Source organism: Pseudomonas sp. PDM01 (assembly GCF_014852325.1).
In the GTDB taxonomy this organism is placed as follows: Bacteria; Pseudomonadota; Gammaproteobacteria; order Pseudomonadales; family Pseudomonadaceae; genus Aquipseudomonas; species Aquipseudomonas migulae.
Genome location: NZ_JACVBK010000007.1, coordinates 146,022 through 159,054, shown reverse-complemented (window position 1 = coordinate 159,054; position 13,033 = coordinate 146,022). Strand labels below are relative to the sequence as shown.

15 protein-coding genes are annotated in these 13,033 nt (G+C 60.3%); 3 read left to right on the top strand and 12 right to left on the bottom strand.

Translation table 11 applies throughout. From position 1 onward, the window contains the following. Positions 1-4: 4 nt before the first annotated feature. Positions 5-922, bottom strand: coding sequence for a sulfate adenylyltransferase subunit CysD (gene cysD / locus IB246_RS18900; RefSeq protein ID WP_008026947.1), 918 nt, complete (start codon positions 920-922; stop codon positions 5-7). A 239-nt stretch (positions 923-1,161) separates the two neighbouring features. Beyond that, entirely contained in the window at positions 1,162-1,920 is a 759-nt protein-coding gene (locus tag IB246_RS18895; protein ID WP_008037366.1) for a Nif3-like dinuclear metal center hexameric protein, read from the bottom strand. 102 nt (positions 1,921-2,022) lie between these two features. Between IB246_RS18895 and algW the strand changes: the two genes are divergently transcribed. After that, positions 2,023-3,183 carry a Do family serine endopeptidase AlgW gene (algW, locus tag IB246_RS18890; protein ID WP_008026944.1) on the top strand — a complete coding sequence of 387 codons (1,161 nt, stop codon included), beginning with the start codon at positions 2,023-2,025 and terminating at the stop codon, positions 3,181-3,183. 122 nt (positions 3,184-3,305) lie between these two features. On the opposite strand, the gene hisC is transcribed toward algW, so the two are convergent. From hisC to IB246_RS18840, 10 genes are all read right to left on the bottom strand, one after another. After that, positions 3,306-4,358, bottom strand: a complete 1,053-nt coding sequence (gene hisC, locus IB246_RS18885; RefSeq protein WP_008037367.1) for a histidinol-phosphate transaminase — start codon at positions 4,356-4,358, stop codon at positions 3,306-3,308. 1 nt (position 4,359) lies between these two features. Continuing rightward, the gene (gene hisD, locus IB246_RS18880; protein ID WP_008026941.1) at positions 4,360-5,685 is read right to left on the bottom strand and encodes a histidinol dehydrogenase; all 1,326 of its coding nucleotides are present in this window, start codon (positions 5,683-5,685) and stop codon (positions 4,360-4,362) included. 125 nt (positions 5,686-5,810) lie between these two features. Continuing rightward, positions 5,811-6,446: an ATP phosphoribosyltransferase gene (gene hisG / locus IB246_RS18875; protein WP_008026940.1), complete on the bottom strand. Its 636-nt coding sequence runs from the start codon at positions 6,444-6,446 to the stop codon at positions 5,811-5,813. Positions 6,447-6,573: 127 nt separating this feature from the next. Beyond that, on the bottom strand, positions 6,574-7,839 hold the full coding sequence (gene murA / locus IB246_RS18870) for a UDP-N-acetylglucosamine 1-carboxyvinyltransferase (protein WP_008026938.1): 1,266 nt from the start codon (positions 7,837-7,839) through the stop codon (positions 6,574-6,576). 22 nt (positions 7,840-7,861) lie between these two features. Beyond that, the gene (locus IB246_RS18865; protein WP_007901566.1) at positions 7,862-8,101 is read right to left on the bottom strand and encodes a BolA family protein; all 240 of its coding nucleotides are present in this window, start codon (positions 8,099-8,101) and stop codon (positions 7,862-7,864) included. Between the two features lie 113 nt (positions 8,102-8,214). After that, positions 8,215-8,520: a lipid asymmetry maintenance protein MlaB gene (locus tag IB246_RS18860; RefSeq protein ID WP_008037374.1), complete on the bottom strand. Its 306-nt coding sequence runs from the start codon at positions 8,518-8,520 to the stop codon at positions 8,215-8,217. Continuing rightward, entirely contained in the window at positions 8,517-9,173 is a 657-nt protein-coding gene (locus IB246_RS18855; RefSeq protein WP_008037375.1) for a phospholipid-binding protein MlaC, read from the bottom strand. The genes IB246_RS18860 and IB246_RS18855 overlap by 4 nt, the downstream gene beginning before the upstream one ends. 11 nt (positions 9,174-9,184) lie before the next feature. Further along, entirely contained in the window at positions 9,185-9,652 is a 468-nt protein-coding gene (gene mlaD, locus IB246_RS18850; RefSeq protein WP_008026930.1) for an outer membrane lipid asymmetry maintenance protein MlaD, read from the bottom strand. Continuing rightward, complete coding sequence (gene mlaE / locus IB246_RS18845; RefSeq protein WP_008026928.1) at positions 9,652-10,449, bottom strand: lipid asymmetry maintenance ABC transporter permease subunit MlaE; 798 nt, start codon at positions 10,447-10,449, stop codon at positions 9,652-9,654. The genes mlaD and mlaE overlap by 1 nt, the downstream gene beginning before the upstream one ends. Then, entirely contained in the window at positions 10,449-11,258 is an 810-nt protein-coding gene (locus IB246_RS18840; RefSeq protein ID WP_008026926.1) for an ATP-binding cassette domain-containing protein, read from the bottom strand. Before IB246_RS18840 ends, mlaE begins: the two co-directional genes overlap by 1 nt. A 276-nt stretch (positions 11,259-11,534) precedes the next feature. Between IB246_RS18840 and IB246_RS18835 the strand changes: the two genes are divergently transcribed. Continuing rightward, positions 11,535-12,509, top strand: a complete 975-nt coding sequence (locus tag IB246_RS18835) for a KpsF/GutQ family sugar-phosphate isomerase (protein WP_008026924.1) — start codon at positions 11,535-11,537, stop codon at positions 12,507-12,509. After that, the gene (locus IB246_RS18830; protein WP_008037377.1) at positions 12,509-13,033 is read left to right on the top strand and encodes a KdsC family phosphatase; all 525 of its coding nucleotides are present in this window, start codon (positions 12,509-12,511) and stop codon (positions 13,031-13,033) included. Before IB246_RS18835 ends, IB246_RS18830 begins: the two co-directional genes overlap by 1 nt.

Below are 13,033 nucleotides of genomic sequence, written 5' to 3'. Positions count from 1 at the left end.
CCCCTTAGAAATAACCCTGACGTTTCTTTTCTTCCATCGAGCCTGCGCCATCGTGATCGATGACCCGGCCCTGGCGTTCGGAAGTTCGCGTCAGGAGCATTTCCTGAATGATGTCGGTCAGGCTGGTGGCCTCGGACTCGACCGCACCGGTCAGCGGGTAGTCACCCAATGTACGGAAACGGACTTTCTTCTTGACGATGCGCGCCTTGTCTTCGTCGCTCAGGTGATTGAGCAGGCGTTCGTCGTCGATCATGATCCAGGTGCCATTCATCTCGATGACGTCGCGCTCGGCGGCGAAATACAGCGGCACAATCGGGATGCCTTCGAGGTAGATGTACTGCCAGATGTCCAGTTCGGTCCAGTTCGACAATGGGAAAACGCGGATCGATTCGCCCTTGTTGACGTTGCCGTTGTAGACGTTCCACAGCTCTGGACGCTGGTTTTTCGGGTCCCAGCGGTGCTTGGTGTCGCGGAAGGAATACACGCGCTCTTTGGCGCGGGACTTCTCTTCGTCGCGGCGAGCGCCACCGAAAGCGGCGTCGAAACCGTACTTGTCGAGCGCCTGTTTCAGGCCCTCGGTTTTCATGATGTCGGTGTGCTTGGCACTGCCGTGGGTCAGCGGGTTGATGCCCTGGGCCACGCCATCGGGGTTCACGTGCACTAGCAGGTCCAGGCCGAGTTCTTCGACCATGCGGTCGCGGAATTCGTACATTTCCTTGAACTTCCACCGGGTGTCGACGTGCATCACCGGGAACGGCAATTTGCCCGGGAAGAATGCCTTGCGCGCAAGGTGCAGCATCACGGCGGAATCTTTACCGACGGAGTACAGCATCACCGGGTTATCGAACTCGGCGGCGACCTCGCGGATGATGTGGATGCTTTCGGCCTCCAGCTGTTTCAGATGCGTCAGTTTGTCGACCATGGCTACTCACGAAAACGATCTTATGGACGGCCAGCGGGCCGTGTTCGAGCGGGGAATCCTAGCACAGCGACCTCTTCTAATCAGGCCGCGAGCTAGATCGAAAGGGTATATGAATATACCCCCTCGTTTGGGCGCAGGGACCTTGTAGGAGCGAGGCTTGCCCGCGAAGAACGATAACGCGGTGTGCCTGATGTACTGCGTTATCGTTTTTCGCGGGCAAGCCTCGCTCCTACATGAAATTAGATCGGATTCGGGCAATCGATGAAGATGTGCTCCAGCGCAAACCGTCGCGCCAGGTAATCCCCCAGCGCCTGCACACCATAACGCTCGGTGGCGTGGTGACCGGCGGCGATGAAGCTGATGTCGTTTTCCCGGGCGCTGTGGAAGGTTTGCTCGGACGCCTCACCGCTGAGGTACAGATCGACGCCCGCCAAGACCGCCTGATCGATATACCCCTGACCGCCACCAGTGCACCAGCCGACCCGACGAATCATCTCGCTGCCTTCAATCAGCAGCGGCTCGCGCCCCATGACTTCCTGCACGCGGCGAGCGAAATCACGCGGCGTCACCGGTTCGTTCAACGAGCCGACCAGACCGACAATCTTCAGGTTATCCGGGTCCAGCGGCCCTTCGACGGTGATGTCCAACTGACGGGCGAGCTGCACGTTGTTACCGACTTCCGGGTGCAGGTCCAGCGGCAAGTGATAGGACAGCAGGCTGATGTCGTGCTTGAGCAGGGTTTTCAACCGACGCTGCTTCATGCCGGTGATGCACGGGTTCTCGCCCTTCCAGAAGTAACCGTGATGCACCAGCACCAGATCGGCCTGCGCTTCGACGGCTGCATCCAGCAACGCCTGACTGGCCGTGACGCCACTGACGATGCGCATCACCTGCGGCCGGCCTTCGACCTGTAACCCGTTGGGGCAATAATCGGCAATCTTTGCACTGTTCAGATAACGGTCGGCTTCTTCGACCAGGGTGCTCAGGGCGACGGCCATAAAAGACTCCTAAATATCCCGTTCAGAGGCGCGCGCGGCCTCGTATAATGCGCGACATTATGGGCGGTCTCTAACCGCCTGCAACCTCTCAGGACGTGCTTAATGCTCAAGGCGCTGCGTTTTTCCGGCTGGCCGCTGTTGGCCGGCGTGCTTATCGCTCTATTGATCATCCAGCGTTACCCGCAGTGGGTCGGGCTTCCAAGCCTCGACGTCAACCTGCAGCAAGCCCCGCAAACCACCACCATGCAACAGGGGCCGGTGTCCTATGCCGACGCAGTCACCACCGCTGCGCCGTCGGTGGTGAACCTGTACACCACCAAAGTCATCAACAAGCCGAACCATCCGCTGTTCGAAGACCCGCAGTTCCGTCGCTTCTTCGGCGACAACGCGCCCAAGCAGAAGCGCATGGAATCGAGCCTCGGCTCCGGCGTGATCATGAGTCCGGAAGGCTACCTGCTGACCAACAACCACGTGACCAGCGGCGCCGACCAGATTGTCGTCGCGCTGAAGGACGGGCGTGAAACCCTGGCCCGCGTCATCGGCAGCGACCCGGAAACCGACCTCGCGGTCCTGAAGATCGATCTGAAAAACCTGCCGTCGATCACCGTCGGCCGCTCCGACAACATCCGCATCGGCGACGTCGCCCTCGCCATCGGCAACCCGTTCGGCGTCGGCCAGACCGTGACCATGGGCATCATCAGCGCCACCGGCCGTAACCAGCTGGGCCTGAACAACTACGAAGATTTCATCCAGACCGACGCCGCGATCAACCCCGGCAACTCCGGCGGTGCGCTGGTGGATGCCAATGGCAACCTGACCGGGATCAACACGGCGATCTTCTCCAAGTCCGGCGGTTCGCAAGGCATCGGTTTCGCGATCCCGGTCAAACTGGCGATGGAAGTGATGAAGTCGATCATCGAACACGGCCAGGTGATTCGCGGCTGGCTCGGTATCGAAGTGCAGCCGTTGAGCCAGGAGCTGGCGGAGTCGTATGGCCTATCGGGACGTCCGGGCATTGTGGTCGCGGGGATTTTCCGTGACGGCCCTGCGCAGAAGGCCGGCCTGCAATTGGGTGACGTGATTCTCACCATCGACGGCGAACCGGCCGGTGATGGTCGTCGCTCGATGAACCAGGTCGCGCGGATCAAACCGACCGACAAAGTCACGGTTCAAGTGATGCGCAACGGCAAGGAACTGAAGCTCACCGCTGAAATCGGCTTGCGCCCGCCACCGGCGCCGGTCAAAGAGAAAGAAGAGCAGTAAACCGCCAGCGCGAAACCTGTGGGAGCGGGCTTGCTCGCGAAAGCGGTTGATCAGCCAACATCTCTGCTGAATGGAAAACCGTATTCGCGAGCAAGCCCGCTCCCACAGGATTGGTGGATGTTTTAGAGGTCGCCGAGGCCGTCGATCAGTGCCTGATTCTGTTCAGGTGTGCCAATCGAAATCCGCAGGAACTGCGCAATGCGCTCCTGCTTGAAGTGCCGGACGATCACGCCTTGCTCGCGCAACTTCGCCGCCAGCCCCGCCGCATCGTGCTGCGGATGCCGGGCGAAGATGAAGTTCGCCGCTGACGGCAGCACTTCAAAGCCCTTGGCTTGCAGTTGCGCAACGACCTTCTCGCGATTCTCGATCACCAACCCACAGGTCTTGTCGAAGTATTCGCGGTCTTCGAATGCGGCGGCTGCACCGACGTTCGCCAGGCGATCCAGCGGATAAGAGTTGAAGCTGTTCTTGATCCGCTCCAGCGCCTCGATCAGGTCCGGATGCCCCACCGCCAGACCGACCCGCAGGCCGGCCAGGGAACGGGATTTGGACAAGGTCTGAGTCACCAGCAAATTCGGATAACGGTCCACCAGACTGATCGCCGTCTCGCCACCGAAGTCGATGTAAGCCTCATCCACCACGACCACCGAATCCGGGCTGGCCTTGAGGATCTGCTCAACCGCGTCCAGCGCCAACAGGCAACCGGTCGGCGCGTTCGGGTTCGGGAAGATGATCCCGCCGTTCGGCTTGGCGTAATCCGCCGGGTTGATCTGGAACTGCTCGTCCAGCGGCACCGCGTCGAACGTGATGCCATACAACCCGCAGTAGACCGGGTAGAAGCTGTAGCTGATGTCCGGGAACAGCACCGGCTGATCGTGTTGCAGCAAACCGTGAAAAATGTGCGCCAGGACTTCATCGGAACCGTTGCCGAGGAACACCTGATTGCTTTGCACGCCGTAGTACTTGGCGACAGCGTTCTTCAACAGGTCGCTGTTCGGGTCCGGGTACAAACGCAGGTTGTCGTTGAGCTCGGTCTGCATCGCCGCCAGGGCTTTTGGCGATGGGCCGTACGGGTTTTCGTTGGTGTTGAGCTTCACCAGTTTCGCCAGTTTCGGCTGCTCGCCCGGCACGTAAGGCACCAGGTTCTTGACGAACGGGCTCCAGAATTTACTCATCTCAGTTCCCCTGCTTGTCGTCGATGATGCGGTATTCGGCGCTGCGGGCGTGGGCGGTCAGCGACTCGCCACGGGCCAGCACGGAAGCGGTCTTGCCCAGTTCCGACGCACCCTGCTCGGAGCAGAAGATGATCGACGAGCGTTTCTGGAAGTCGTACACGCCCAGCGGCGAGGAGAACCGTGCGGTGCCGGAAGTCGGCAGCACGTGGTTCGGGCCGGCGCAGTAGTCGCCCAAGGCTTCGGAGGTGTGACGGCCCATGAAGATTGCGCCGGCGTGACGGATCTGCGGCAACCACGCTTGTGGATCGGCGACCGACAACTCCAGGTGCTCCGGTGCGATGCGGTTGGCCACTTCGATGGCTTGCTCCATATCGCGAACCTGGATCAGCGCCCCACGGCCATTGATCGAGGTTTCGATGATCTCGGCGCGTTCCATGGTCGGCAGCAGTTTGGCGATGCTGGCGGCGACCTTGTCGAGGAACCCGGCGTCCGGGCTGACCAGAATCGCCTGGGCGTCTTCGTCGTGCTCGGCCTGGGAGAACAGGTCCATGGCGATCCAGTCCGGATCGGTCTGGCCGTCGCACACAACGAGGATTTCCGACGGGCCGGCGATCATGTCAATGCCGACCTGGCCGAACACGTGACGCTTGGCGGTGGCGACATAGATATTGCCCGGGCCGACCACCTTGTCGACCTTCGGCACGCTTTCGGTGCCGTACGCCAACGCGGCAACGGCTTGGGCGCCACCGATGGTGAACACACGATCGACGCCAGCGATGCACGCAGCGGCCAATACCAGCTCGTTGATTTCACCGCGCGGGGTCGGCACTACCATGACCACTTCGGTCACGCCCGCCACTTTGGCCGGGATCGCATTCATCAGTACGGACGACGGGTACGACGCTTTGCCGCCCGGGACATAAAGACCGGCGCGATCCAGCGGCGTGACCTTCTGGCCCAGCACGGTGCCATCGGCCTCGGTATAGCTCCAGGAATCCTGTTTCTGCTTTTCGTGGTAGCTGCGCACACGGGCTGCGGCTTTTTCCAGCGCTTCACGCTGCGGCACGGTGATGCGGGTCAGCGCCAGTTCCAGGCGTTCGCGTGGCAGGATCAGGTCGGCCATCGAGGCGACTTCCAGGCCGTCGAACTTCTGGGTGAATTCCACCAGCGCCGCATCGCCACGCTCGCGCACGGCCTTGATGATGTCCAGCACCCGCTGATTGACCGAGTCGTCAGACACACTTTCCCAGCTCAGCAGATGATCCAGATGATGTGCGAAATCCGGGTCAGCAGCGTTGAGTCGGCGAATTGCAGTCGGTGCGGTCATAGCGAGAGCCTCATAGGAATGGCAAAAACTCAGGCGCCCTAACTTAGCAGTCGTTTCCGCTTGGGCACCTGAGATTCTGGCTATGAGGCGGATAGACGGGCGCGACTCAAGGTCGCGCAGGTGAATCAGCCGCGGTGTCGAGACTCCACTGCCTTGCGCAGGGTGTCGATCAACGCCTGGATACGGGCGTGCTGCATTTTCATCGAAGCTTTGTTGACGATCAGCCGGGAGCTGATGTCGGCAATGAAATCCTGGGGTTCCAGGCCATTGGCGCGCAGGGTGTTGCCGGTGTCGACCACGTCGATGATCTTGTCCGCCAGACCGATCAGCGGCGCCAGCTCCATCGAGCCGTACAGCTTGATGATGTCGACCTGACGACCCTGTTCGGCGTAGTAACGCTTGGCAACGTTGACGAACTTGGTCGCCACCCGCAAACGGCCCTTGGGCTCGACGTCGCCGACACGGCCAGCGGTCATCAGCTTGCAGAGGGCGATGCGCAGGTCCAGTGGCTCGTACAAGCCCTGGCCGCCATATTCCATCAACACATCTTTACCGGCGACGCCCAGGTCAGCGGCACCATGCTCGACATAGGTCGGCACATCGGTGGCGCGCACGATCAGCAGGCGTACATCTTCCTGGGTCGTGGGGATGATCAGCTTGCGGCTCTTGTCCGGATTCTCGGTCGGCACGATGCCCGCTTCAGCCAGAAGCGGCAGGGTGTCGTCAAGGATGCGGCCCTTGGACAGTGCGATGGTCAACATGGGAAACGTCAGTCCTTATCAAGGTACGTGCCCGATCACAAACGGCGCCGGACACACATCGTGGGTGAAGTACCCTCGACTTGAAACGAATTCAACGGGCACATCCTTATGCCCATGCAGCAAAAAACTAGCCCGGTACGCGGCGGATCTTGGCGCCGAGCATCTGCAGTTTCTCTTCGATGCACTCGTAACCACGGTCGATGTGGTAGATGCGGTCGATCAGGGTGTCGCCTTCAGCGATCAGCGCCGAGATCACCAGGCTGGCCGAAGCACGCAGGTCGGTGGCCATGACTGGCGCGCCTTTCAGCTTCTCGGTACCGGTGACAATGGCGGTGTTGCCTTCGACCTGGATCTTGGCGCCCATGCGGTGCAGTTCGTAAACGTGCATGAAGCGGTTTTCGAAGATCGTCTCGATCACGGCACCGGTGCCTTCGGCAATGGCGTTGAGCGAGATGAACTGCGCCTGCATGTCAGTCGGGAACGCCGGGTATGGAGCGGTGCGCACGTTGACGGCTTTTGGCCGCTTGCCGTGCATGTTCAGCTCGATCCAGTCTTCGCCGCAGTTGATTTCGGCACCCGACTCACGGAGTTTTTCCAGGACGGCTTCGAGGATGGTCGGATCGGTGTCCTTGACCTTCACACGACCGCCGGTCACGGCGGCGGCAACCAGGTAGGTACCGGTTTCGATACGGTCCGGCATCACTTTGTAAGTGGTGGTGTGCAGACGCTCGACGCCATCGATGGTGATGGTGTCGGTGCCGGCGCCAGAGATCTTGGCACCCATGGCGATCAGGAAGTTCGCCAGGTCGACCACTTCAGGCTCGCGCGCGGCGTTGGCCAGCACGCTGCGGCCCTTGGCCAGGGCAGCGGCCATCATGATGTTTTCGGTACCGGTCACACTGACGGTGTCGAAGAAGAAGTGCGCGCCACGCAGGCCGCCTTCAGGCGCCTTGGCCTTGATGTAGCCGCCTTCGACGTCGATGACCGCGCCCATGGCTTCAAGACCACGGATGTGCAGGTCCACCGGACGCGAACCGATGGCGCAACCGCCAGGCAGTGCGACTTCGGCTTCACCGAAACGGGCAACCATCGGGCCCAGTACCAGGATCGACGCACGCATGGTTTTAACCAGTTCGTACGGAGCGATCAGGGTCTTGATGGTGCGCGGGTCGATTTCGACGCTGAGTTTCTCGTCGATCACCGGCTCGATGCCCATGCGACCGAACAGCTCGATCATGGTGGTGATGTCGTGCAGGTGCGGCAGGTTGGCAACGGTAACCGGGCCATCGCACAGCAAAGTTGCAGCCAGGATCGGCAGGGCAGAGTTCTTTGCCCCGGAAATGCGGATCTCGCCATCAAGACGAGCGCCACCGGTAATAATCAATTTATCCATAAGAATCTCGACGCCCTTGGGCTCAGGTGCGCTCGGCCCAGGCCGCGCTGCTGAAAAATTTCATAGTGACCGCATGGATGCTGCCATCGGTGATCCATGGGTTCAAATGGGCATAGACCTGCTGCTGACGCTTCACCGGGCTCAACGCCGCCAGTTCATCGCTAATCACATTCAGCTGGAAATTGCAGCCTTCGCCTTCAACTTCCACCTTGGTGTTTGGCAGCTTTCCTTCAAGGAAGCTCTTCACTTCTACGGCCTGCATGCTCAACCTCAATCGGCGCCCTGTGCGCGCGGGTCGGACATCATACAAAAAAGCCCCGCGCCTGCGAACCCCGCGAAGCAGGACTCTGACGGGGGGCTTCTCTGTCGATGCGGTTAGGGATGCGCCAACAGCTCGGTCATTTCGCTGACCTGAGCGATTTCGCGCATGTCTTCGGGCATCGCGCGAATGCTCAGCGACTTGCCGGCCTCGTGCGCATCCCGCATGAAACACAGCAGCAACGACAAGCCGACGCTGCTGGATTTCAACACCGCCGAACAGTCCACCACCAGTGCGGGGGCCTTGCTGGCCTTGATCAGCGCCTGGCCCTGCTTGCGCAGGCCCGGGCCGGTGAGGTAGTCCAGCATGCCGCTGAGCATCAGTTCACCGGATTCGTTCATGCGAATGGCCGATACACTCATTGGGTCTGCTGCTCGGTGGATTGCTTCTGGCTGGCTTCCTTGGCCTTGGCGACTTCACCGGCCCAACCATTGATGGTCTTTTCCAGGTCGTTGCCATTGCGCTGCATCGCATCGGCGAACTGATCGCGGAACAGCTTGCCGATGTTGATGCCGTTGATGATCACGTTACGCAGCTTCCACTCGCCGTTGATCTTCTCGAGCGTGTAGGACACAGGATAGATCGCGCCGTTGCTGCCTTTGACCGTCATGCCAACGCTGGTGCGGTCTCCCGACTCATCCTTGGCAGGGTCGACGACGATGCCCTGGTTGTTGTACTCGAGCAAGGCGTTGCCATAAAACTGGAACAGGCCTTTCTTGAAGTTTTCTTCAAAGGTCTTCATTTGCGCCGGCGTGGCCTTGCGCGAATATTTGACCGTCATGATGCTCTTGGAGATGCCCTCGGCATCCACCACAGGCCCGACGATGGTGTTCAGCGCCGTGTAAAAGTCCTGCGGGTCCTGCTTGTACTTCTCTTTGTTGGCCGACAGATCCGCCAGCAACCGGGTCGTGGTGTCTTGTACCAGTTCGTGCGCGGAAGGCGCCGCCACGGCGTTAGCCATCAACGGCAGGGCCGCGAGTAATACCAACAGGCCACGTCGCAAGGTAGAGATCATTCAAAAGCTCCTCATTTGGCGTCTTTGCTAACGGTATTGAGCAGGAATTTACCGATCAGGTCCTCGAGCACCAGCGACGACTGGGTGTCATGGATGGTTCCACCATCCTTGAGCAGGGCTTCTTCGCCGCCCACGCTGATACCGATGTACTTCTCGCCCAACAGGCCAGCAGTCAGGATAGATGCAGTGGAGTCATTCGGCAGGTTATCTACGCGCTTTTCCAGCTGCATCGTCACTCGACCGGTGAAACTGTCGCGGTCCAGATCGATCGCCGTGACCTTGCCGATGGTCACACCGGCCATGGTCACTTTAGCTCTGACCGTCAAACCGGCGATATTGTCGAAATACGCATAAAGTTTATAAGTATCGTTGGTTGCGCTCGGGGACAGGCCACTCACCCGCAACGCCAGCAACAGCAAAGCCAGGATGCCAGCCAGCAAGAAAAGGCCGACACCGATTTCCAGGGTGCGGTTTTGCATCAGAAATCTCCAAACATCAAGGCGGTCAGAATAAAGTCCAGGCCGAGTACCGCCAACGAGGCGTACACAACGGTCTTGGTAGTGGCACGACTGATCCCCTCGGATGTGGGCTCGCAGTCATAGCCTTGGAATACGGCGATCCAGGTCACGACAAAAGCGAAGACAATGCTTTTGATGATGCCGTTCAGCACATCGTCGGCAAAGGTCACGCTGTTTTGCATGTTCGACCAGTAGGAACCTTCATAGACACCCAGCCAGTCGACGGCCACCCACGAACCGCCCCAGATACCCACCACGCTGAAAATCATCGCCAGCACAGGCAGGGAAATGAAGCCGGCCCACAGGCGCGGGGCAATGATGTACTTGAGCGGGTCGACACCAATCATTTCCAGACTGGACAACTGCTCGGTGGACTTCATGTTGCCGATTTCAGCCGTCAGGGCCGAACCGGCGCGCCCGGCGAACAACAACGCCGTGACCACGGGGCCCAGTTCACGCAGCAACGTCAGCGCAACCATCTGCCCGACCGCCTGCTCCGAACCATAGCTGGACAGGATGTTGAACCCCTGCAGTGCCAGCACCATGCCGATGAACACCCCGGAGACCACGATGATCACCAGGGACATCACGCCCACCGAATGCAATTGCTTGATCAGCAGCCCGAACCCGCCGCCGATACCGCCACGGCCGAGCAAGGCATGAAACAGGAAGATCGTCGAACGACCGAACACCGCCAGCACATCGATGCCGGAGTGGCCGAACCGGCGCACGCGCTCCAATAGTGAAATCTTGCGCATCAACGCTTCCCCAGAAGATCTGCGCGGTAATCCGTCGCTGGAAAGTGGTACGCCACCGGGCCGTCGGGTTCGCCGGTCATGAATTGGCGAATTCGCGGCTCCTGCGAGTTCATCAGCTCCTCGGGCGTGCCCTGCCCCAACACCTGGCCTTCGCCCACCACATAGATGTAGTCGGCGATGCTCGCCGTCTCGGCCAGATCGTGGGAGACCACGATGCTGGTGATGCCCAGCGCGTCGTTGAGCAGGCGGATCAGGCGCACCAGGACGCCCATGGCGATCGGGTCCTGACCGACGAAGGGTTCGTCATACATGAGAATCTGCGGATCGAGAGCAATTGCCCGGGCCAGCGCCACACGACGCTTCATGCCGCCGGACAGCTCCTCGGGCATCAGGTCGATGGCACCACGCAGGCCCACGGCCTGTAATTTGAGCAGGACGATGTCCCGGATCATTTCTTCCGGAAGCTCGGTATGAACGCGAAGCGGAAAGGCGACGTTCTCGAACACATCGAGATCGGTAAACAGTGCGCCGCTCTGAAACAGCACGCCCATGTGCTTGCGAGCGTCGAACAAATCGCTGCGCGACAGCTTCGGCAGGTTTTGACCGTTGACCCAGACTTCGCCCTTGGTGGGACGCAGCTGTGCGCCCATCAAACGCAGCAATGTGGTCTTGCCACACCCGGAAGGCCCCATGATGCCGGTGACCTTGCCGCGTGGAATACGGATATCGACGTTATTGAAAATGCTGCGCGAACCGCGCTTGAAGGTCAGTCCCTTCAGCTCGACCGCGTAGGCGTTATCGGCACTCATCTAAACTCCTTGCGATGCAGCCTCTCACTCGGACGCCTGACTTTCTGACGAAAGCACATACCTCCCGGGCAGGCCGAACTGGCGGCGAACTATATCACTGCAAAGGCCAAGCGCCCAAGCGCCAAGCCGGGCCATGTTCAGCAACATGACAGGCAAAAAGCTTTCACTCGGAGGGTTTCGGTAACAGGGAATGACAAAGCGCGACGAACTTGCGTGAGGGTTTCGATCATTACCGCTATAATCGCCGCCTTTTCATCAGGCTATACGATTTCTGACATGAGCCAATCCAGCGACCTGATTCAATCAGCACAACGCACCATCCGCCTCGAACTGGAAGCCGTAGAAGGCTTGCTGCCCCACATCGACGCAGATTTCGTACGCGCTTGCGAGATGATTCTGGCCAGCAAAGGCCGCGTAGTCGTGGTCGGCATGGGCAAATCAGGGCACATCGGCAACAAGATCGCGGCCACCCTGGCCAGCACCGGCACCACGGCGTTTTTCGTGCACCCGGCCGAAGCCAGTCACGGCGACATGGGCATGATCACCCGCGACGACATCATCCTGGCCCTGTCGAACTCCGGTTCCACCAACGAAATCGTGACCCTGCTGCCGCTGATCAAGCGCCTGGGCATCAAACTGATCAGCGTGACCGGCAACCCCGACTCACCGCTGGCCAAGGCTGCCGAGGTCAACCTCAACGTGCACGTCGAGCATGAAGCCTGCCCGCTGAACCTGGCGCCGACATCGTCGACCACCGCGGCGCTGGTCATGGGCGACGCCCTGGCCGTTGCGCTGCTGGAAGCCCGCGGCTTTACTGCTGAAGACTTCGCCTTTTCCCACCCGGGTGGCGCGCTGGGCCGACGCCTGCTGTTGAAAGTGGAAAACGTCATGCACGCCGGGCAGGAGCTGCCGCAAGTCCAGCGCGGCACCTTGCTCAAGGACGCGCTGATGGAAATGACCCGCAAGGGTCTGGGCATGACCGTGATCCTGGAAGCCGACGGCAAACTCGCCGGGATCTTCACCGACGGCGATTTGCGCCGCACCCTGGATCGCAGCATCGACATCCACAGCGCGACGATCGACCAGGTCATGACCGCTCACGGCAAGACCGCCCGCGCCGAGATGCTCGCGGCCGAGGCCCTGAAAATCATGGAAGACCATAAAATCAACGCGCTGGTCGTGGTCGATAGCGAAGACCGCCCGGTCGGCGCCTTGAACATGCACGATTTGCTGCGTGCGGGAGTAATGTAATGAGCACGGACCTGCTGCAACGCGGCAAACAGATCAAACTGGCGGTATTCGACGTCGACGGCGTCCTGACCGACGGACGCCTGTACTTCCTTGAAGACGGCAGCGAATTCAAGACATTCAATACGCTCGACGGCCAGGGCATCAAGATGTTGATGGCAGCGGGCGTGCAGACGGCTATCATCAGCGGCCGCAAGACCCCGGTGGTCGAGCGACGGGCGAAGAACCTCGGTATTCCCCACCTTTATCAGGGCCGTGAAGATAAACTGGTGGTGCTTGACGAGCTTCTCGCACAGCTCAATCTAAGCTATGAACAAGTCGCCTACCTCGGCGACGACCTGCCAGACCTGCCGGTGATCCGCCGCGTTGGCCTGGGCATGGCGGTGGCCAATGCCGCCAGCTTCGTGCGTGAACACGCCCACGGCATCACCCAGGCCCGTGGTGGCGAGGGTGCCGCTCGCGAATTCTGCGAATTGATCCTGCGCGCCCAGGGCCGCCTCGATGCGGCCAACGCCGCGTACCTGTGA

What these genes read in the sequence shown, in the direction of transcription:
- cysD (WP_008026947.1), bottom strand. Translation starts at nt 922, where the DNA reads ATGGTCGACAAACTGACGCATCTGAAACAGCTGGAGGCCGAAAGCATC.
- IB246_RS18895 (WP_008037366.1), bottom strand. Translation starts at nt 1,920, where the DNA reads ATGGCCGTCGCCCTGAGCACCCTGGTCGAAGAAGCCGACCGTTATCTG.
- algW (WP_008026944.1), top strand. Translation starts at nt 2,023, where the DNA reads ATGCTCAAGGCGCTGCGTTTTTCCGGCTGGCCGCTGTTGGCCGGCGTG.
- hisC (WP_008037367.1), bottom strand. Translation starts at nt 4,358, where the DNA reads ATGAGTAAATTCTGGAGCCCGTTCGTCAAGAACCTGGTGCCTTACGTG.
- hisD (WP_008026941.1), bottom strand. Translation starts at nt 5,685, where the DNA reads ATGACCGCACCGACTGCAATTCGCCGACTCAACGCTGCTGACCCGGAT.
- hisG (WP_008026940.1), bottom strand. Translation starts at nt 6,446, where the DNA reads ATGTTGACCATCGCACTGTCCAAGGGCCGCATCCTTGACGACACCCTG.
- murA (WP_008026938.1), bottom strand. Translation starts at nt 7,839, where the DNA reads ATGGATAAATTGATTATTACCGGTGGCGCTCGTCTTGATGGCGAGATC.
- IB246_RS18865 (WP_007901566.1), bottom strand. Translation starts at nt 8,101, where the DNA reads ATGCAGGCCGTAGAAGTGAAGAGCTTCCTTGAAGGAAAGCTGCCAAAC.
- IB246_RS18860 (WP_008037374.1), bottom strand. Translation starts at nt 8,520, where the DNA reads ATGAGTGTATCGGCCATTCGCATGAACGAATCCGGTGAACTGATGCTC.
- IB246_RS18855 (WP_008037375.1), bottom strand. Translation starts at nt 9,173, where the DNA reads ATGATCTCTACCTTGCGACGTGGCCTGTTGGTATTACTCGCGGCCCTG.
- mlaD (WP_008026930.1), bottom strand. Translation starts at nt 9,652, where the DNA reads ATGCAAAACCGCACCCTGGAAATCGGTGTCGGCCTTTTCTTGCTGGCT.
- mlaE (WP_008026928.1), bottom strand. Translation starts at nt 10,449, where the DNA reads ATGCGCAAGATTTCACTATTGGAGCGCGTGCGCCGGTTCGGCCACTCC.
- IB246_RS18840 (WP_008026926.1), bottom strand. Translation starts at nt 11,258, where the DNA reads ATGAGTGCCGATAACGCCTACGCGGTCGAGCTGAAGGGACTGACCTTC.
- IB246_RS18835 (WP_008026924.1), top strand. Translation starts at nt 11,535, where the DNA reads ATGAGCCAATCCAGCGACCTGATTCAATCAGCACAACGCACCATCCGC.
- IB246_RS18830 (WP_008037377.1), top strand. Translation starts at nt 12,509, where the DNA reads ATGAGCACGGACCTGCTGCAACGCGGCAAACAGATCAAACTGGCGGTA.